Annotated in this window: 15 protein-coding genes and 1 pseudogene; 12 read left to right on the top strand and 4 right to left on the bottom strand. The window is 73.5% G+C overall.

From position 1 onward, the window contains the following. Window positions 1-2,540, top strand: a 2,540-nt coding sequence (locus AB0D10_RS20775) for an amino acid adenylation domain-containing protein (protein WP_360258251.1), incomplete at its 5' end; no start/stop codon positions are given. Window positions 2,541-2,921: 381 nt separating this feature from the next. Next, entirely contained in the window at window positions 2,922-4,583 is a 1,662-nt protein-coding gene (locus AB0D10_RS20770) for an APC family permease (protein WP_360258248.1), read from the top strand. A gap of 60 nt (window positions 4,584-4,643) precedes the next feature. Here the strand turns inward: AB0D10_RS20770 and AB0D10_RS20765 are convergent, their stop codons facing one another. Then, the gene (locus tag AB0D10_RS20765) at window positions 4,644-6,269 is read right to left on the bottom strand and encodes an FAD-dependent monooxygenase (protein ID WP_360258246.1); all 1,626 of its coding nucleotides are present in this window, start codon (window positions 6,267-6,269) and stop codon (window positions 4,644-4,646) included. Window positions 6,270-6,573: 304 nt separating this feature from the next. Here AB0D10_RS20765 and AB0D10_RS20760 point away from each other — a divergent pair, with 304 nt between their 5' ends. From AB0D10_RS20760 to AB0D10_RS20720, 9 genes are all read left to right on the top strand, one after another. Next, window positions 6,574-7,749 carry a SchA/CurD-like domain-containing protein gene (locus AB0D10_RS20760; RefSeq protein ID WP_360258244.1) on the top strand — a complete coding sequence of 392 codons (1,176 nt, stop codon included), beginning with the start codon at window positions 6,574-6,576 and terminating at the stop codon, window positions 7,747-7,749. 41 nt (window positions 7,750-7,790) lie between these two features. Beyond that, window positions 7,791-8,216, top strand: a complete 426-nt coding sequence (locus AB0D10_RS20755) for a cupin domain-containing protein (protein ID WP_360258242.1) — start codon at window positions 7,791-7,793, stop codon at window positions 8,214-8,216. After that, window positions 8,213-9,469, top strand: a complete 1,257-nt coding sequence (locus AB0D10_RS20750; RefSeq protein ID WP_360258239.1) for a beta-ketoacyl-[acyl-carrier-protein] synthase family protein — start codon at window positions 8,213-8,215, stop codon at window positions 9,467-9,469. The genes AB0D10_RS20755 and AB0D10_RS20750 overlap by 4 nt, the downstream gene beginning before the upstream one ends. Before the next feature lie 5 nt (window positions 9,470-9,474). Then, on the top strand, window positions 9,475-10,716 hold the full coding sequence (locus tag AB0D10_RS20745) for a beta-ketoacyl synthase N-terminal-like domain-containing protein (protein WP_360258237.1): 1,242 nt from the start codon (window positions 9,475-9,477) through the stop codon (window positions 10,714-10,716). Between the two features lie 34 nt (window positions 10,717-10,750). Beyond that, window positions 10,751-11,011 carry an acyl carrier protein gene (locus AB0D10_RS20740; protein ID WP_360258235.1) on the top strand — a complete coding sequence of 87 codons (261 nt, stop codon included), beginning with the start codon at window positions 10,751-10,753 and terminating at the stop codon, window positions 11,009-11,011. Between the two features lies 1 nt (window position 11,012). Next, entirely contained in the window at window positions 11,013-11,468 is a 456-nt protein-coding gene (locus AB0D10_RS20735) for an SRPBCC family protein (protein WP_360258233.1), read from the top strand. After that, window positions 11,465-11,794: a TcmI family type II polyketide cyclase gene (locus tag AB0D10_RS20730; protein ID WP_360258231.1), complete on the top strand. Its 330-nt coding sequence runs from the start codon at window positions 11,465-11,467 to the stop codon at window positions 11,792-11,794. Before AB0D10_RS20735 ends, AB0D10_RS20730 begins: the two co-directional genes overlap by 4 nt. Before the next feature lie 365 nt (window positions 11,795-12,159). Beyond that, a complete protein-coding gene (locus AB0D10_RS20725) occupies window positions 12,160-12,600 on the top strand; it encodes a hypothetical protein (RefSeq protein ID WP_360258229.1) in 441 nt (146 codons plus the stop codon). A 102-nt stretch (window positions 12,601-12,702) separates the two neighbouring features. Next, window positions 12,703-13,392, top strand: a complete 690-nt coding sequence (locus tag AB0D10_RS20720) for a class F sortase (protein WP_360258227.1) — start codon at window positions 12,703-12,705, stop codon at window positions 13,390-13,392. Between the two features lie 78 nt (window positions 13,393-13,470). Here AB0D10_RS20720 and AB0D10_RS20715 read toward each other — a convergent pair whose 3' ends face one another. The 3 genes and pseudogenes from AB0D10_RS20715 to AB0D10_RS20705 all read right to left on the bottom strand — a co-directional run. Continuing rightward, window positions 13,471-14,505, bottom strand: a complete 1,035-nt coding sequence (locus AB0D10_RS20715) for a methyltransferase (RefSeq protein WP_360258225.1) — start codon at window positions 14,503-14,505, stop codon at window positions 13,471-13,473. Between the two features lie 40 nt (window positions 14,506-14,545). After that, a complete protein-coding gene (locus AB0D10_RS20710; protein ID WP_360258266.1) occupies window positions 14,546-15,625 on the bottom strand; it encodes a right-handed parallel beta-helix repeat-containing protein in 1,080 nt (359 codons plus the stop codon). A gap of 507 nt (window positions 15,626-16,132) precedes the next feature. After that, window positions 16,133-16,632: pseudogene (locus tag AB0D10_RS20705) on the bottom strand (cytochrome P450); the annotation flags it as partial. Window positions 16,633-17,452: 820 nt separating this feature from the next. On the opposite strand from AB0D10_RS20705, the gene AB0D10_RS20700 reads away from it, so the two are divergent. Continuing rightward, a complete protein-coding gene (locus AB0D10_RS20700; RefSeq protein WP_360258223.1) occupies window positions 17,453-18,394 on the top strand; it encodes a deoxyribonuclease IV in 942 nt (313 codons plus the stop codon). The last annotated feature ends 89 nt before the right edge of the window (window positions 18,395-18,483 follow it).

Genomic DNA, 18,483 nt, shown 5'->3' with positions numbered 1-18,483 from the left:
CCGCCGACCTGGTGGTCGCCCTGCTCGCCGTCCTCAAGGCCGGCGGCGCCTACCTGCCCATCGACCCCGACTACCCCGCCGACCGCATCGCCTACGTGGTCGGCGAGGCGGCTCCCGCCGTGGTGCTGGCGTCCACGGCGACGGCCGGGGCCGTACCGGGCAGCGGCGTGCCGGTGGTCCTGCTGGACGAGCCAGCGACCGGGCAGCGGCTGGCCGCTCTGGCGGACGGCGACCTGTCGGACGCCGACCGCCGGGCACCGCTGCTGCCCTCCCACCCGGCGTACGTGATCTACACCTCGGGCTCCACCGGCCGCCCCAAGGGCGTGGTGGTCCCGCAGCAGAACGTGGCCTTCCTGGTGGCCGGCACCGCCCGCTGGTTCGACTTCGGCCCGGACGACGTCTGGACCTGGTTCCACTCCTACGCCTTCGACTTCTCCGTCTGGGAGCTGTGGGGCGCGCTGTTGCACGGCGGCCGGCTGGTCGTCGTCCCGTTCGAGACCTCCCGCTCGCCGCAGGACTTCCTGGACCTCCTGATCCGCGAGCAGGTCACCGTCCTCAACCAAACCCCTTCCGCCTTCTACCAGTTGACCCAGGTCACGGCGGAGGACACCGAGGGCACAGCCCGGACGGCCACCACCGAGGGTTCCGCCGAGCCGCACCGGCCCCCGCTGCGTACCCTGGTGCTCGGCGGCGAGGCCCTGGACGTGAGCCGCCTGGACGGCTGGTTCCGCCGGCTGGGCGAGCGGGCGCCCGCCACGGTCAACATGTACGGCCCCACCGAGGCCACCGTCTGGGTCACCGGCAAGCCCGTCAACTCCCTTGGCAGTGCGGCGATCCCGTCGACGGCCCGGGCCTCCGGGGCGTCCGGCGAGGCCGCCTCGTCGATCGGCCGCCCGCTGGGCAACTCCCGGGTCTACGTGCTCGACGCCGCACTGCGCCCGGTGCCGCCGGGCGTGGCCGGCGAGCTGTACCTGGCGGGCGCCAACCTGGCCCGGGGATACCTCGGCCGCCCCGGCCTGACCGCCGAGCGCTTCGTAGCCTGCCCCTTCGAGCCCGGAGACGGGCCCCTCCTGCCCGGTGGCGGGCAAGGAGGGAGGATGTACCGCACCGGCGACATCGTCCGCTGGACCGCCGACGGTGAGCTGGAGTTCGTCGGCCGGGCCGACGACCAGGTGAAGATCCGCGGCTTCCGGATCGAGCTCGGGGAGATCGAGACCACGGTCGCCTCCCATCCCCGGGTCTCCCAGGCGGCCGTCCTGGTCCGCGAGGACATCCCGGGCGACCGGCGCTTGGTCGCCTACGCGGTCCCGGCGGACGACGGCACCGATCTGCCCGTTCAGCTCCGGCAGTTCCTCGCCGACAGGCTGCCGGACTACATGGTGCCCTCCGCGGTGCTGCTCCTGGACGCCCTGCCTCTCACCGTCAACGGCAAGCTCGACCGCCGCGCCCTGCCGGCCCCGGCGTACGGCGCGACGACGGCCGGCCGCGCCCCGAGCACGGTGCAGGAGGAGATCCTCTGCGGCATCTTCGCCGAGGTGCTGGAGCTGCCGAGGGTGGGGGTGGACGACGGTTTCTTCGAGCTCGGCGGGCACTCGCTCACGGCCGCGCGCCTGGTCAGCCGGATCCGAGCGGTCCTCGGTGTCGAGGTGGGGATCCAGACGCTGTTCACCGCGCCGACCGTGGCCGGGCTGGCCGAGCGGCTCGGCCTGCCGGACACCCGCGAGGCCCTGGGCATGCTGCTGCCGCTGCGCACGACCGGCACCCGGGAGCCGTTCTTCTGCGTCCACCCGGTCGGCGGCCCGAGCTGGTGCTACTCGCCGCTGGCCAGGTTCCTCCCGGCGGACTACCCGCTCTACGGCCTCCAGGCCGCCGGACTGGACGGGTCGGACGGCCGGGACGGCTCGGACGACCGGGACTGCTCGGACGACCACGGCACGACCGACCACGGCTCGACCGGCCCGGACCTCCATGCCGAACTGCCGGGATCCATAACGGAGATGGCCGCGCAGTACGTCGAGCGGATGCGCAGCGTCCAGCCCGCCGGCCCCTACCACCTGCTGGGCTGGTCCTTCGGCGGTGTGGTCGCCCAGGAGATCGCCGCCCAACTGCGTGATCAGGGTGAGCAGGTGGCCGCCCTGGTGCTGCTGGACGCCCACCTGCCGACCCGCCCGGCCGGGGCCCCCGAGGACGCCGGGCGGGCGGAGCCGGAGGGCTTCGAGGAGCTCATCGACCAGAGCGCGCTGTCGATCGAGCTGACGGCCGAGGAACTCGCCACCGCCTCCCGGGTGATCGCGAACAACTTCCGTCTGCTGCGGGCGCACCGCCCGCGCCGCTTCGACGGTGACGCGCTGCTGGTCTCGGCCCGGGACGACCGCGGGCGCGACGTCCCGCACCGGGCCGTCTGGACGCCGCACATCACCGGCGAACTCACCGATCACCCGCTGGACTGCCGCCACGAGGACATGGCCCAGCCCGATGCCCTGCGCCGGGTCTGGGAGCTGACCGCGGCCTGGCTGGCCGACCGGGAGGCGACCGGCTGACCCACCCCGCACGCACACCGCAGCCGCGGTGACCGGACCGGCCCAGCCGGCCCGGTCACCGCGGCTGCGGTGTGCCGTCGGCGCACCCCGAGCGACCCCGGGTGCATCACTATGCAGTGATTGCCATTTTCATGAATCACCGGGGATGTCAATATTGCACACCCCCGGCGCGAAGCTCAATCACTGCTCAAATCCTGGGCTTACCCACAAGTAACGTAACAGACAACTGAACAGAATGCCTCCTACCAGGGCGGATATCCGGCAAAGAAAGTAAACATTCAGTAATGAAATCTGTGCAGAGGTCTATGAATAGCCCTACTGTGTGGCAACTCTCCGCGCTCCGAGCGCATCCCGGAGCCCCCACACACAGAGAGATCGCCAATGGCTTCCCTCAACCAGATCTCGCCGCCCGGCCAGAGCACCGGTTCCGACTCCGGAACCACCCACCGGTCGCTCAAGCGCCAGATCGGTCTCATCGGCCTCATGTGGGCCTCCGTCGGATCGATCATCGGGTCCGGCTGGCTCTACGGCGCGAAGAACGGCGTGGTCGCCGCCGGACCTGCGGCCGTCATCTCCTGGGGCATCGGCGCGGTCGCCATCGTGCTCCTCGCCCTGGTGCACGCCGAACTCGGCGGCCTGTTCCCCGTCGCCGGCGGTACCGCGCGCTACCCGCACTACGCCTTCGGCGGCCTCGCCGGCATGAGCTTCGGCTGGTTCTCCTGGCTGCAGGCGGCCACCGTCGCGCCGATCGAGGTCGAGGCGATGATCGGCTACGGAAAGGACCTGCCAGGGGCCTCCGGACTGCTGAACGCCGACAACACCCTCACCACCACCGGGTTCATCGTCGCCACCCTGCTGATGGCCGTGTTCGTCGCGGTGAACTTCCTCGGTGTGAAGGCCCTCGCCCGGACCAACACGGTCACCACCTGGCTGAAGATCTTCGTCCCGCTGTTCACGATCTTCGTCCTGGCGATCACGAGCTTCCACAGCTCCAACTTCACCTCGCACGGCTTCGCGCCGTTCGGCGCCAAGGGCGTGCTCGCCGCGATCAGCTCCAGCGGCATCATCTTCGCGCTGCTCGGCTTCGAGCAGGCGATCCAGATCGCCGGTGAGAGCCGCAACCCCAAGCGCGACATCCCCCGCGCCGTGCTCGGCTCGGTCGCCATCGGCACCCTGATCTACACCCTGCTGCAGGTGGTCTTCATCGGCGCCCTGCCGGTCAGCGCCTTCGCCAACGGCTGGGACAAGCTCGACTTCCCCGGCATCGACGGCCCCTTCGCCGGTCTGGCGACCCTGGTCGGCCTCGGCTGGCTGGCCTGGATCCTGAAGGTCGACGCGATCATCTCCCCCGGTGGCACCGGCCTGATCTACACCACCTCCACCTCGCGCATCTCCTACGGCCTGAGCAAGAACGGGTATGCCCCGCAGAAGTTCGAGCAGCTGGACAAGAACGGCGTGCCGTGGTTCGGCCTGATCCTGTCCTTCGTCACCGGTGTGATCTGCTTCCTGCCCTTCCCGAGCTGGCAGGAACTGGTCGGCTTCATCACCTCCGCCAGCGTGCTGATGTACGCCGGCGCCCCGCTGGCCTTCGGCGCGCTGCGCCGCCGTCTGCCCAACCGTGAGCGCTCCTACCGGCTGCCGCTGGGCGGCGTGATCTCCCCCGCCGCGTTCGTGGTCGCGAGCCTGATCATCTACTGGTCCGGCTGGCACATCCTGTCCCGCCTGGGCCTCGCGATCGTCCTCGGCTACGTGCTGCTCGGCAGCTACGCGGCGTACGCGATCAAGAAGGGCCTGCCGAACGCGCCGCGCCTGAACTGGAAGGCCGCCCAGTGGCTGCCGGTCTACCTGCTGGGCCTGGGCCTGGTCTCCTGGCAGGGCGGCTTCGGTGACGGCACCGGCCGGATCCCGCTCTGGTACGACATGGGCATCGTCGCGGTGTTCGCCCTCGGCATCTACTACTGGGCGATCCGGGTCGCCCTGCCGGCCGAGGAGATCGAGCGCGAGGTCGCCGACGTCGAGGTGGTCGACGCGGGCGGTCACTGATCCCCGCACCTGACCCGAAGGGCCCGCCGGTCATCCGACCGGCGGGCCCTTCCGCGTGCCTCAGAGGCCCAGCACCGTCCGCAGCGCCGTGCCCAGCTCGGCCTCCGGGTCCAGCGCCGGGCCGGGCGAGCGCCACGCGACGAACCCGTCCGGGCGGACCAGGACGGCGCCCTGCGGGCCGATGCCGTGCAGGGCGGCGAAGTCCGCGCCCGGCTCCGGGGCCAGGTCGTCCTCGGCGCCGTCGCCGATCCGGTAGGCGTCCAGCGGGACGGCCAGCCGGTCCGCCGCCCGTCGGGCGCCCGCCTGCCAGGCCGCGCCCTCGGGGCCGGTGAGCAGCACCATCGCCTGGTCGTACAGGTCCAGGGTGGAGAGCTTCACGCCCGCCCGCAGCAGCCACTGGTGCGGGGCCCGGCTGCCGGGCTCGCCCGCCGACTCGAACTGCTCGGGAACGACGGCGCCCTCCCGGTCCGTGCCGATCACCGCGCCGACCGGGTAGCGGTAGCCGAGCGCCACCGCGAGCACCCCGGCCTGCCGCCCGACGCCCGGCACCACCGCGTAGCCCGGGTGGCTGTGCTCGGCGGAGCGGGCCGAGGCGCGCTCGCTGGTCACCCGGGCGACCGGCCGCCGCTCCTGCCCGTACGTCTCCAGCAGGCTCGGCCCGGCCCAGCCGCACAGCACGGCGGCGAGCTTCCAGGCCAGGTTGTGGGCGTCCTGGATGCCGGTGTTGGAGCCGAAGGCGCCGGTCGGGGACATCTCGTGGGCGGAGTCCCCGGCGAGGAAGACGCGCCCGGCGCCGTACCGGTCGGCCACCCGCTCGGCGGCGTGCCAGGGCGCCCGGCCGGTCACCTCGACGTCCAGCTCGGGCAGGCCGACGGCGGTGCGGATGTGCCGCTCGCACCGCTCGTCCGTGAAGGCCTCCAGCGGCTCGCCGTGCTCGGGGTGCCACGGAGCGTGGAAGACCCACTCCTCCTGGTTGTCGACCGGCAGCAGCGCGCCGTCCGCCTCCGGGTTGGTCAGGTAGCAGGCGATGAAGTGCCGGTCACCGACCGCCTCCGCCAGCCGCTTGGCCCGGAAGGTGATGCTGACATTGTGGAACAGCTCGCCCTTGCCGCTCTGGCCGATGCCCAGCCGCTCGCGGACCGGGCTGCGCGGGCCGTCCGCCGCGATCAGGAACTCGGAGCGCACCACCCGCTGCTCGCCGCTCTCCCGGCTGCGCAGCACCGAGGTCACGCCGTCGGCGTCCTGCTCGAAGGACACCAGCTCGGTGCTGAACCGCACGTCCCCGCCCAGGTCGCGGGCCGCCCGCAGCAGCACCGGCTCCAGGTCGTTCTGGCTGCACAGGCACCAGGAGCTGGGGCTGAACCGGGCCAGCCGGCCGCCCGGGTCGATCTCGCGGAACAGCCACTCCTGCTCGGTGCCGGTCAGCGAGGGCGCCTGCAGGATGCCGTGGTTGGGGGCGAGGACCGAGGCGGCCTCACGGATCGCCGGCTCGACCCCGGCCACCCGGTACAGCTCCATCGTGCGGACGTTGTTGCCCCGGCCCCGCGGGTGACGCGAGGTGTCGGCGTGCTTCTCGACCAGCAGGTGTCTGACCCCGAGGCGGCCGAGGAAGAGTGAGGCCGACAGCCCGACCAGCGAGCCGCCCACGATCAGGACCGGCACCCGGTCGTCGATCTTCGGATTCATCAGTTGCTCCACCCTGTCAGGGGATTCCGCGGCCCGGCGTCTGGGTCGGCGCCGCCCTCGACGGGCCCGCTCAGCCGGGGGCCCCGCTCTTCCATCCCCCACCCGGGACCGGCTCTGCCGCCCCTTCGCTCGGATGGCCCGCAAATCTCGCGCCGCACCCGGTGCGCCGCCCACGATCGACCTCAGGCCTGGCGCCGACCGCCCGGGCTCGACCCGCCGTCGCACCGCCTTCCCAGGCCGGGGAGCGCCCGCCGGGCACGACAGACACGGCCCGCAGCGTGCGGCCCAGAGCAGAAAGTGGATCATGACAACTCTGTCCGAACCCCAGCCGAGGCAGCACTCCGACTCCGACACCCGGTTGCGGGTCGTGCTGATGCTGGAGATCCAGGACGGCGCCCAGCAGCGCTTCCTCGACGTCTACGAGCAACTGCGCCACCAGGTCGCCTCGGTCCCCGGCCACGTCAGTGACCAGCTGTGCCAGTCGATCAACGACCCGCGCCAGTGGCTGATCACCAGCGAGTGGGAGGACCAGGAGACCTTCCTGCAGTGGGTGGACAGCCCGGCCCACCGCGAGATGGTCAAGCCGATGCACGGCTGCGTCAGCGACAACTTCCGCTCGCTGCGCTACGCGGTCCTGCGCGAGACCTCGGCGGCCGGCTCCACCGGCACCCGGGCCCCGATGGAGGTGCCGCCCGGGCTGCCGCCCACCACGCCCGCCGGCCACGTCGGCCCGCCGAAGGCCGAGCCGGGCCCGGACGGCGTGGTCCGCCACGCCCTGACCTTCACCGTCAAGCCCGGCAGCGAGCCCGAGGTGGCCCGGATCCTCTCCGGCTACGCCTCCCCCCGGGCCGAGGTCGACGAACACACGCGGCTGCAGCGCACCTCGCTGTTCATGCACGGCAACCGGGTCGTGCGGGCCGTCGAGGTGGTCGGCAACCTGGGCGACGCGCTGCGCCACGTGGCGATGCAGCCCGAGGTGCGGGCCGTCGAGGAGGCGATCAACCCGCACCTGGAAGAGGCCCGCCAGCTGGGCGACCCGCAGGCGGCCCGCGCCTTCTTCGCCAGGGCGGCGCTGCCCGCCGAACACCAGGCGATCGCCGGCTCCCCCGCCTCCGGCCGGCTGCACCGGCACGCGGTGCTCTACCCCGTCCGTCCCGGCAACGGGCGGGCGGTGGCCGAGTTGCTGGCCGAGCACGACAACCTGGCCACCGCCGACCCGACCGGTCCCGTCGCGGCGGGCACCGTGTTCCGGCGCGACGACGTGGTGGTGCGCCTGGTCGACCTGCGGGTGCCGGCCGAGGCCGACCCTGCGGCGGCCCTCGGCGTGGCGGACGACCGGGAAGCGGGCGAACTGGCCCGGCTGCTCGACCTCGGACCGCAGGGCGACCTGCGCACCGTCGCCGGCCTCAGCGCCTTCCTCGCCGCCCGCGCCATGAACCCGGTCACCGACCGCAGCTCCAGCGACCCCCGAGCCAACTGACGCTTCGTCAGCACCCGTCGACTTCCCGGAGGAAGAGCACCATGACCACGCAGTACCCACGGATCGTCAACGTCGACGAGGCTCCGGAGAACCGCCGCCACGGCGCCGAACTACGCACCATGCTCACCCCGACCAGCTGCGGCGCGACCAGCGGCTTCATGGGCCTGGCGATCGTGCGGCCCGGCGAACGGATCGGCGAGCACTACCACCCGTACTCCGAGGAGTTCGTGTTCGTCGTCTCCGGCGAGCTGGAGGTGGACCTCGACGGGAAGGCCCACCCGCTCAAGCCCGACCAGGGCCTGATGATCCCGATCAACATGCGTCACCGCTTCCGCAACGTCGGCGACACCGAGGCCCGGATGGTCTTCCACCTCGGTCCGCTCGCCCCGCGCCCCGACCTGGGCCACGTGACCACCGAGGAGTCCGCGGCCTCCGGCCCGCCGGAACACGCCAAGGTGGCCTCGTGACCCGGCGCGTCGCCGTCACGGGGATCGGTGTGGTCGCGCCCGGCGGGGTCGGGGTCCCGGCGTTCTGGAACCTCCTCACGGCCGGCCGCACCGCGACCCGGGGCATCACGCTCTTCGACCCCACCGGGTTCCGCTCCCGGATCGCCGCCGAGGTCGACTTCGACCCCGCGGCCCACGGGCTGAGCCCGGAGGACGTCCAACGGGCGGACCGCTACGTCCAGTTCGCGATGGTCGCGGCCGACGAGGCGATCGCCGACGCCGGCCTGGACCTCGCCGCCGAGGACCCGTGGCGGATCGCCGTCTCGCTCGGCACCGCCGTCGGCGGCACCACCCGGCTGGAGCACGACTACGCCCTGGTCAGCGCCTCCGGCGCGCGCTGGGACGTGGACCACCGGCAGGCGCAGCCGCAGCTGCACCGGGCCTTCGCCCCCAGCACGCTGGCCTCCGCGGTGGCCGAGCGGACCGGCGCGCACGGCCCGGTCCAGACCGTCTCCACCGGCTGCACGTCCGGTCTGGACGCGATCGGCTACGGATTCCAGGCGGTCGAGGAGGGCCGCGCCGACATCTGCGTCGCCGGCGCCTCCGACTCCCCGATCTCGCCGATCACCGTGGCCTGCTTCGACGCCATCAAGGCCACCAGCGAGCGCAACGACGACCCGCAGCACGCCTCCCGGCCGTTCGACGCCGACCGCGACGGGTTCGTGCTGGGCGAGGGCGGCGCCGTCCTGGTGCTGGAGGAGCTGGAGCACGCCCGCCGCCGCGGCGCCCGGATCTACGGCGAGGTCGGCGGTTTCGCCACCTTCGGCAACGCCTACCACATGACCGGCCTCACCAAGGAGGGGCTGGAGATGTCCCGGGCGATCGACCACGCGCTCGCCCACGCCCGGGTGAACCGCACCGACGTCGACTACGTCAACGCGCACGGCTCGGGCACCAAGCAGAACGACCGGCACGAGACCGCCGCGGTCAAGCGCTCTCTGGGCGGCCACGCCTTCGAGACCCCGATGAGCTCGATCAAGTCGATGGTCGGGCACTCGCTCGGCGCGATCGGCGCGATCGAGGTCGTCGCCTGCACCCTGGCGCTCGCCCACGGCGTCGTGCCGCCGACCGCCAACTACGAGACTCCGGACCCGGAGTGCGACCTCGACTACGTGCCGCGCACCGCGCGCGAGCTGCCGCTGAGCCACATCCTCTCGGTCGGCAGCGGATTCGGCGGATTCCAGTCCGCCGTCGTGCTCAACAGAACGGGGTGAGTTCCATGACGTCACGTCAGCAGGGCCGCCGGGCGGTGGTCACCGGCCTCGGCGTGGTGGCGCCGAACGGCGTCGGGGCCGACGCCTTCTGGAAGGCCACCAGGCAGGGCGTGAGCGTCCTCGACCGGATATCCCGCGAGGGCTGCACCGAGCTGCCACTCAGGATCGCGGGCCAGGTGCAGGACTTCGAGCCGCAGTCTGCGATCGACAACCGCTACCTGGTGCAGACCGACCGCTTCACGCACTACGCGATGGCCGCCGCCGACCTGGCGGTGGCGGACGCCGGCTTCCGGCCCGACCCCGAACAGCCCTTCGCGGTCGGCGTGGTGACCGCGGCCGGCTCCGGCGGCGGCGAGTTCGGCCAGCGCGAACTCCAGCAACTCTGGGGCCAGGGGCCGAGGTTCGTCGGACCGTACCAGTCCATCGCCTGGTTCTACGCGGCCAGCACCGGCCAGATCTCGATCCGCGGCGGCTACAAGGGCCCCTGCGGCGTGGTCGCCAGCGACGAGGCCGGCGGCCTGGACGCCCTCGCGCACGCCGCCCGCACCGTCGAGCGCGGCACCGACGCGGTGGTGGTCGGCGCCGCCGAGGCCCCGCTGGCCCCGTACTCGATGGTCTGCCAGCTCGGCTACCCCGAGCTCAGCCTGGCCGAGCGGGCCGAGGAAGCCTACCTGCCGTTCACCGCGAAGGCCTGCGGCTTCGCCCCCGCCGAGGGCGGCGCGATGCTGATGCTGGAGGACGAGCAGGCCGCCCGGCGACGCGGAGCCGCCGTCCGGGCGCACCTGACCGGGCACGGCGCCACCTTCACCGGGGCCTCCCGCTGGGAGGAGTCCCGGGAGGGGCTGGCCGCCGCGATCCGGATCGCGCTGGACGAGGCGCGGATCGCGCCCGAGGAGATCGACGTGGTCTTCGCGGACGCGCTGGGTGTGCCGGCCGCCGACCGGGCGGAGGCGCTGGCACTGGCCGACGCGCTCGGCCCGGCCGCCGAACGCGTCCCGGTCACCGCGCCCAAGACCGGTACCGGGCGGGCCTACTGCGGCGCCCCGCTGCTGGACGTGGCCGCCGCCGTGCTGGCCATGGAAGACGGCGTCCTGCCGCCCACACCCAACGTCACCGAGGTCTGCCACGACCTCGCCCTGGTGACCGACCGCGCCCGCCCCGCCGAACTGCGCACCGCCCTGGTGCTCAGCCGCGGACTGATGGGCTCCAACTCCGCGCTGGTCCTCCGGCGCGGGGAGCGGTCCTGAAGCACTCCGTCACACCTCCGAAGGGAAGCACCCCGTGAGCAACACCCTCAGCTATCCGGAACTCGCCACCCTGCTGCAGGCCCGGGCCGGCGTCACCGTCGACCCGGTCGACCTGGAGCAGCCGGGCGCGCAGTTCGACACGTTCGGCGTCGACTCGCTCGGACTGCTCGGCGTCGTCGGCGAGTTGGAGAACCGGCACGGCCTCAAGGTCACCTCGGGCGCCGAGTCCGCGAAGACCCCGGCCGAGTTCATGGAGCTGGTCAACTCCTCCCTCTCCGCGAAGGCCGGTGCCTGAGATGCCCGGACACACGGACAACGAGATCGTCATCGCCGCGCCGCTCGACCTGGTCTGGGAGATCACCAACGACCTGGAGAACTGGCCGGACCTCTTCAGCGAGTACGCCTCCGTGGACGTCCTGGAGCGTGACGGCGACCGCGTGCAGTTCCGGCTCACCATGCACCCGGACGAGAACGGCCAGGTGTGGAGCTGGGTCTCCGAGCGCACCACCGACAAGACCTCGCTCGCGGTGCGCGCCCGCCGGGTCGAGCCCGGCCCGTTCGAGTTCATGGACATCCGCTGGGAGTACGCGGAGGTCCCGGCCGGCACGAGGATGCGCTGGATCCAGGACTTCGCGATGAAGCCCACCGCGCCGGTCGACGACGACGGCATGGTCAACCACATCAACAAGAACTCGCGGATCCAGATGCAGCTGATCCGCGAGAAGGTCGAGAAGCGGGCGGCGGAGCTGTGAACGGCACCCACCGCGCCCTGATCGTCGCCCGGATGAAGCCCGAGGCGGCACCGGACATCGCCGAGGTGTTCGCCGAGTCCGACCAGGGCGAGCTCCCGCACCTGATCGGCGTGACCGGCCGGAGCCTCTTCCAGTTCGGCGACGTCTACCTGCACCTGATCGAGGCCGACCGCCCGCCGGGCCCGGCCGTCGCCAAGGTCATCGGGCACCCCGAGTTCCGGACCGTGAGCGACCGGCTGACCGCCTTCGTCCAGGCCTACGACCCGGCCACCTGGCGTGAGCCGAAGGACGCGATGGCGCGGGAGTTCTACCGCTGGGAGCGCTGAACCGAGCCGCGCCGCCCCGACGGGCCCGCCCCCGGCCGTGCGCCGGGGGCGGGCCCGTCGCGCGTTCCGGCTCTCCACCGTGCCCGCCGTGCCTGGTTCGCCCGCACCCGACCGACCCGCCGCCCCTGCCCGGCCCGGACGCGCGCTCTCCGGCGCCCGCGCCGGATTCACCCGGATCACCGGGGCAGCCGGGTGAACACTCCCTGGACTCCACCCGAAGGGCGCACAGTCCGCACCGGCGCTGCCACGCTCCGGTGGCAGGCGACGGCACGGTGGATGACGGTGGATCAGGCGCACCCCCCGCGAGTCCCCTTGTCCGGCACCGTGCCGGCAGTCGCGGTCCGCGCACCGAAAGGAACAACCTGATGCGTTCTGCACGCACCCTGCTCGCCGCGGCGGCCGTCGCCGCCGTCCTGACCGCCGGCGCCCCCATGGCCTTCGCCGACGGCTCCTCCTCCGACCAGGGCAAGAACCTCACCTGGCAGGAGAAGCCCGCCGACGGCTCGAAGCCGGCCGACAGTTCGAAGCCCGCGGACAGTTCGAAGCCTGCCGACGACAAGATGGGCGGCGCCGCCTCCCAGGAGCACAAGGGCACCGAGGAACACAAGGGCTCCGGCGAGCACAAGGGCACCGAGAGCAAGGACGAGGAGCACACGACCCCGCACGGCGGCGTGCACACCGGCGGTGGCGGCCTGGCGCTGTCCGGCGGCGGCCTCGCCTCCGGCGCGGTGCTGCTGCTCGGCGGCCTCGGGGCCGGCGCCTACGCCCTGCGCCGCGGCCGCCGTGCCTCCGGCGCGGTCGCCTGACGCCCCGCACCCTGCTTCCGCCGCCTCCGGGCGCCTCCCCGGCCGGGACGGGGCGTCCCGGGGGTGGCGGGCCGTTCGGAACCGGTTGAGCGGAGGACAGGAATGACGGGCGGTCCCGCCTCTGGAATGCCCCGGCTGCTGCGCGCCGGGATGGGCGCGGCAGCGGTCGGTCTGCTGCTGATCTACAACTCGGTGGACACCGGGCCGCGCACCGACGAGGCGGCGACCCAGGCCGCTCCCCCGGCGGCCGCCGCGCCTGCCGTCCCCGGGCCGTCGGCCGCCGCCTCCCCGCCGCCCGCGGCCGCCGTGCCGGGTACGCCGGCGCTCAAGAGCGCCAAGCCGACCCGGCTGCGGATCCCGCAGATCGCCGTGGACGCGCCGTTCACCGAGCTGACCCTCGGCCCGACCGGCCAGCTCAACGCGCCGCCGCCGAACGACAAGAACCTGGTCGGCTGGTACCGCGACGGCGTGACCCCGGGCGAGCGCGGCAGCGCGGTCGTCGCCGGGCACGTGGACACCACCAAGGGCCCGGCGGTGTTCCTGCTGCTGAGCCTGCTGCTGCCGGGCAACAAGGTCGAGGTGAGCCGCGCCGACGGCACCGTCGCGGTCTTCTCGGTGGACTCGGTGGAGACCTTCGCGAAGGACGCGTTCCCTGACAAGAAGGTGTACGGCAAGACGCCCGACGCCCAGCTCCGCCTGATCACCTGCGGCGGCGCGTACGACAAGAAGCGGCGGGACTACCTGGACAACGTGGTGGTCTTCGCCCACCTGGAGTCCTCGCACAAGGCCTGACGCGGCGCCCGCGCGGGAACGACCGTCGGCCCCCGGTATCCCCGGGGGCCGACGGTCGTCGTGTGCCGGACTGCCGTGTCAGCCGCGGACGGTGGCCTCGAAGGCGTGCAGGTACGGGTTGACCGGGCAGACCTCGGTGACCGTCAGGCCGGCTTCCTCCATCAGCCGGACCATGCTCTCCTCGGAGTGCTTGGCGCCGCCGACGTTGAGCATCAGCATCAGGTCCATGGCGGTGGTGAAGCGCATCGACGGGCTGTTGTCGACCAGGTTCTCCACCACCACGACGCGGGCGCCGGGGCGGGCCGCCCGCACCACGTTGGCGAGGGTGCGGCGGGTGCTCTCGTCGTCCCACTCCAGGATGTTCTTGATGATGTAGAGGTCGGCGCGGACCGGGATGTCCACCCGGCAGTCCCCCGGCACCAGCCGGGCCCGGGCCGAGAAGGGGCCGCCCTCCCGCAGCCGGGGGTCGGCACCGGCGACGACCTTGGGCAGGTCGAGCAGGGTGCCGTGCAGCGCCGGGTGCTTCTCCAGCAGGCTGGCCAGGACGTGGCCCTGGCCGCCGCCGATGTCGACCACCGAGTCGACGCCGGTGAGGTCCAGGTAGTCGGCGAAGTCCTGGGCGGACTGCCGGCTGGAGGTGGTCATCGCCTTGTCGAAGACCTTCGCCGAGTCGCCGCCCTCGCTGTGCAGGTAGTCGAAGAACTCCTTGCCGAACAGCTCGGGGAAGACGTTGCGGCCGGAGCGGACCGCCTCGTCCAGCTTGGGCCAGGCCTCCCAGGTCCACGGCTCGGTGCACCAAAGGGAGATGTAGCGCAGGGAGTTGGGGGCGTCCTCGCGCAGCAGCCGGGACATCTCGGTGTGCTCGAAGCGGTCGTCCCCGCTCTCCGCGAAGATGCCGTAGCAGGTGAGCGCGCGCAGCAGGCGGCGCAGCTGGCGGGGTTCGGTGTCGAGCGCGGCGGCGAGGTCGGTGACGGTGGTCGGGCTGTCGCCGAGCGCGTCGGCGACGCCGAGCCTGGCGGCCGCGCGGACGGCGGCGGCGCAGGCCGCGCCGAAGACGAGTTCGCGCAGGCGCATCGCGGCCTGCGGGCCGGTGTGGGTGGGTGCGGTGGTCATTCGCGGTTCCTTGGGGGTGGGCGGCGGGGGGTCGGGGTGCTCAGCAGCGGCCGGAGGGCTCGGAACGCTCGCAGGTGTTGCGGGCGAAGGTGTTGCCGGCGCCGGCGTCGCGGTCGGCGAGGTCGGCCGGGGCGTTGCCGCTCAGGTGGTTGTCGGTGACGACGGCCCGGGTGTTGGAGGTGCCGACGACGCTCTTGAAGAGGACGATGCCGCCGGAGAAGTCCGAGCTGCCGGTGTTGTCGCGGACCTCGTTGTCGGTGACCCGGGTGTCCTCGGTGCCGGTGAGCACGATGCCGGCGCCCTGGATGGCGCCCAGGCGCGGGTTGGCCGGGCAGAACTTGTTGTTGGCGACGACCCTGTTGTGCCGCACGTCGAGGTCCCCGGCGCGGGGCACGCCCTCGTCGCCGACCACGAAGACGCCGCCGCAGTTGCCGTTGATGTCGTTGCCTTCGACGGTCAGTGCGCGCAGCCGGCGGACGGTGACGCCGACCCGGTTGCCGGTCAGCTCGTTGCCCTCGACCACGGTGCCGCCGGTGTCGGGCGCGCCGCCCTCGCGGTAGGCGTAGTTGGCGAGGAAGACGCCGGACTGGCCGTTGTCGGTCGAGCGGTTGCCGATGATGGTGGCCTTGGTGGACATCTCCTGGCTGATGCCCTGCTGGGCGTTGTGGTGGACGTAGGTGGCGCGGACGGTGAGGCCGGTGGTGCCGCTGGCGTCGATGCCGTTCTTGGTGAAGCCGGTGACGGCGAGGGCCTCGATCGTGGTGCCGGCCAGCAGGGCCTGCTCGGTGCCGACCACGCAGATGCCGTGCCCGGCGGTGGCGCAGGCGTTCTCCGTGCCGGTGCCGGGGGTGATCACGGTGTCGGCGCCGGATCCGCGCAGGGTGAGGTCGGCGGTGGTGATGCGGACGCTGCCCCGGTAGGTGCCGGGGAGCAGTTGGACGGTGTCGCCGGGCTTCGCGGCGTCGACGGCCTGCTGAACCGATTCGCCCGGCTGGACGAGGTGCAACGTGCCGGCGGCCGCGTGGGCCGGGGGCACGGCGGCCAGGGCAGTGAGGGCGGTGGTCAGGGCGGTGGCGGCGGCGGTGGCCGCGGCGAGGTGGTGGACCCGTCGCGTGGGCATGAGTGGTGACCTGTCTTTCGGCGCGCGCGGTGTTCGTGGGGTGTCGGGGCCCGGGGCGGCGGTGTGGACTGACGCGCTGTGCCCGGGCGGTGACGGCCGGTGGGTGCGGCCGAGTCGACGGTACGGTCGCCCGGGTGGGGCCGCCACCAGGGCTGGGCCGTGGGACTGACGGGGCGTCGGCCGGGAGTGGGGCGGCCCGGCGTGGCGTGCACCGGGCGGACATGACGCCGCGCCCGACCGCGGGTGCGGTCGGGCGCGGGGTGCGTCCCGGTGGGCGCGGGGCGGGGTCCGGTCGGTTTCCCGTCCGGACCCGCTCAGCCCCGGAACTCGTCGTGCCGGGCCGGGGCCTGCGGGCCGAGGCGTACGGGCAGGGCGGCGAGGTGCCAGGCGGCGGGGTTCGGGCCGCGCTCGACGGCCTCCGGTCCGACCGCGAGCAACCAGCTGCGGGTACGTCCGCAGCAGCGCGCCGAAGGCGACCACCGCTTCCTCGTGCGCCAGCACGGCACCCAGGCAACGGTGGGCGCCGTGACCGAAGCCGAGGTGCGCGTCGTGGTGTCCCTCACGGTCCGGCGCACTCGCCCGGCGGATGTCGAGGCGCTCCGGCTCGGCGTACACCCGCGGTCGTGGTTGGCCCCGGCGAGGATCGGCATCACCGCCGCGCCCTTGCGGATCAGGGTGCCGGCCAGGGTGAGGTCCTCCGTCGCGTAGCGCGGCACCCCGCCGATGGTCGGGCCGCACCAGCGCATCAGCTCGTCGACGGCGGCGGGCAGCAGGTCCGGGTCGGCCCGCACCAGTGCCAGCTGCTCGGGGTGGGCGAGCAGGGCGGCCGTGCCGTTGCCGATCAGCGTGGCGGTGGTCTCGTGCCCGGCCACGATCAGGTTGAGGATCAGCGAGACCGTCTCGACCGGGGCGAGGGTGTCGCCCTCGGCGACGGCCAGCCGGGAGAGCAGGTCCTCGGCCGGTTCGGCGCGGCGGCGCTCGATCAGCTCGCGGGCGGCAGCCACCATGGCGCGCAGCGCCTCGTCCAGGCCGGGCCCGGCGCCCCGGCCGAGGTAGGAGCTCCAGCGGCGCCACCGCGGGCGGTCGGACCCGGGGATGCCGAGCAGCTCGCAGATCACCGTGACGGGCAGCGGGTAGGCGAAGTGCGCGACCGGGTCGACCACGCCCTCCCCGTCGGCGTGCCCGGCGAGCGCCCGGGCGTACTCCTCGGCGAGCCGTTCGATCCGGGGCCGCGGGCGCTCGACCGCGCCGGCCGTGAAGGCGGGGTGCACCAGGCCGCGCATCCGGCGGTGCCGCGCGCCGTCCGCGTCGAAGACCCCGGCGCGCAGGTACGCGGCGCACTCGGGCGGCATGCCGCGGGCGCGCCGGACCTGCTCGGTGCGGTGGGCCGGGGCGGGCACGTCGGTGTCCCGGGCCGGGCCGGCCGGGCACGCACCCGGCCGCGTCCGCGGCGTCGACGGTGTGCACGTCGTTGGCGAAGCGGGGGTCGGACAGCACGGTGCGCACGTCCTGGTAGCGGACGGCGATCCATGACGGGTCCACGCCGGGGATGGCGGCGCGGGCGAGCGGGGCGCGTTCGCGCAGGTCGGCGAAGGCCCCGATGGGGTCACGGGTCCCTCTGGTCACGGGTCCCTCTGGTCACGGATCGTGACGGAGCTGGAGGTCACCGGGCCTGGTTTCCCCGCCCGATTCACTCGATGGAGTACAGAGGATCGTTTCGCCGGGCCTCGGGAGGCCCAGTCCTCGGGCGCCCGCGTCGACCCGTCGTCCGGCGCCCGCGTCGACCTGCCCGGCGCCGCCGCCCCGGCCCGTGACATGCTCGGGGCCATGACCACCGCGCTCGTACCGCCCGTCGCCACCGTCCGCAACCCGATCGGCGCCCACGTCCCGGTGGCCGGACGCGGGCTGGCCGGGACGGGACTGGCGTACGCGCGACGGGTCGGTGCCGAGACGGTGCAGGTGTTCGTCGCCAACCCGCGCGGCTGGGCCACTCCCCCGGGCAACCCGGCGCAGGACGAGGAGTTCCGCACCGCCTGCGCCGACCAGGGCATCCCGGCCTGGGTGCACGCGCCCTACCTGATCAACTTCGGCTCGGACAACCCGGCCACCCGCGAACGCTCGGCCGACTCGCTGCGCCACTCGCTACGCCGCGGACACGCCATCGGCGCACTCGGCGTGGTGCTGCACACCGGCTCGGCGGTCGGTACCGCGCCCGACGGCGGATCGCGCCGGGCCGACGCGATGGCGCAGGTCCGCGAGGACGTCCGGCCACTGCTGGACGAACTCGACGCGCTCGGCGAGGACGCGCCCTGGCTGCTGCTGGAACCGACCGCCGGCCAGGGCAGCTCGCTCTGCTCGCGGCTGGAGGAACTGGCCGAGTACGTCGAAGCCCTGGACGGCCACCCGAAGGTCGGGGTCTGCCTGGACACCTGCCACGCCTTCGCCGCCGGGCACGACCTGGCGGCACCCGGCGGGGTGACGGCCGCGCTGGACGCCCTGGCCTCCGCCGCCGGGCCGGGCCGGCTGCGGCTGATCCACGCCAACGACTCCGAGGACGTGGTCGGTGCCCGCAAGGACCGGCACGCCAACATCGGCGCCGGGATGATCGGCGCGGAGCCGTTCCGCGAGCTGTTCGAGCACCCGGAGACGGCCGGCGTGCCGCTGCTGGTGGAGACCCCGGATCGCAAGCACGGCGGGGACGGCACGGGCCACGCGCTGGACATCACGGTGCTGAAGGAGCTGCGGGAGCGGGCGGCGGTCCGCGTCTGAGCGCTCCGGGCTCCGGAGTTCCGGTCCGTATCCGCGTCCGCCTCCGTGTCCTCGCCTGGAGCTGCCGGATGACGGGGCCGGTGGCAGGC

It is taken from the genome of Kitasatospora sp. NPDC048545 (assembly GCF_040651155.1).
Lineage (GTDB): Bacteria > Actinomycetota > Actinomycetes > Streptomycetales > Streptomycetaceae > Kitasatospora.
This window is presented reverse-complemented; position numbering and strand designations above follow the sequence as displayed.

What these genes read in the sequence shown, in the direction of transcription:
- AB0D10_RS20770 (WP_360258248.1), top strand. Translation starts at nt 2,922, where the DNA reads ATGGCTTCCCTCAACCAGATCTCGCCGCCCGGCCAGAGCACCGGTTCC.
- AB0D10_RS20765 (WP_360258246.1), bottom strand. Translation starts at nt 6,269, where the DNA reads ATGAATCCGAAGATCGACGACCGGGTGCCGGTCCTGATCGTGGGCGGC.
- AB0D10_RS20760 (WP_360258244.1), top strand. Translation starts at nt 6,574, where the DNA reads ATGACAACTCTGTCCGAACCCCAGCCGAGGCAGCACTCCGACTCCGAC.
- AB0D10_RS20755 (WP_360258242.1), top strand. Translation starts at nt 7,791, where the DNA reads ATGACCACGCAGTACCCACGGATCGTCAACGTCGACGAGGCTCCGGAG.
- AB0D10_RS20745 (WP_360258237.1), top strand. Translation starts at nt 9,475, where the DNA reads ATGACGTCACGTCAGCAGGGCCGCCGGGCGGTGGTCACCGGCCTCGGC.
- AB0D10_RS20735 (WP_360258233.1), top strand. Translation starts at nt 11,013, where the DNA reads ATGCCCGGACACACGGACAACGAGATCGTCATCGCCGCGCCGCTCGAC.
- AB0D10_RS20725 (WP_360258229.1), top strand. Translation starts at nt 12,160, where the DNA reads ATGCGTTCTGCACGCACCCTGCTCGCCGCGGCGGCCGTCGCCGCCGTC.
- AB0D10_RS20720 (WP_360258227.1), top strand. Translation starts at nt 12,703, where the DNA reads ATGACGGGCGGTCCCGCCTCTGGAATGCCCCGGCTGCTGCGCGCCGGG.
- AB0D10_RS20715 (WP_360258225.1), bottom strand. Translation starts at nt 14,505, where the DNA reads ATGACCACCGCACCCACCCACACCGGCCCGCAGGCCGCGATGCGCCTG.
- AB0D10_RS20710 (WP_360258266.1), bottom strand. Translation starts at nt 15,625, where the DNA reads ATGCCCACGCGACGGGTCCACCACCTCGCCGCGGCCACCGCCGCCGCC.
- AB0D10_RS20700 (WP_360258223.1), top strand. Translation starts at nt 17,453, where the DNA reads ATGACCACCGCGCTCGTACCGCCCGTCGCCACCGTCCGCAACCCGATC.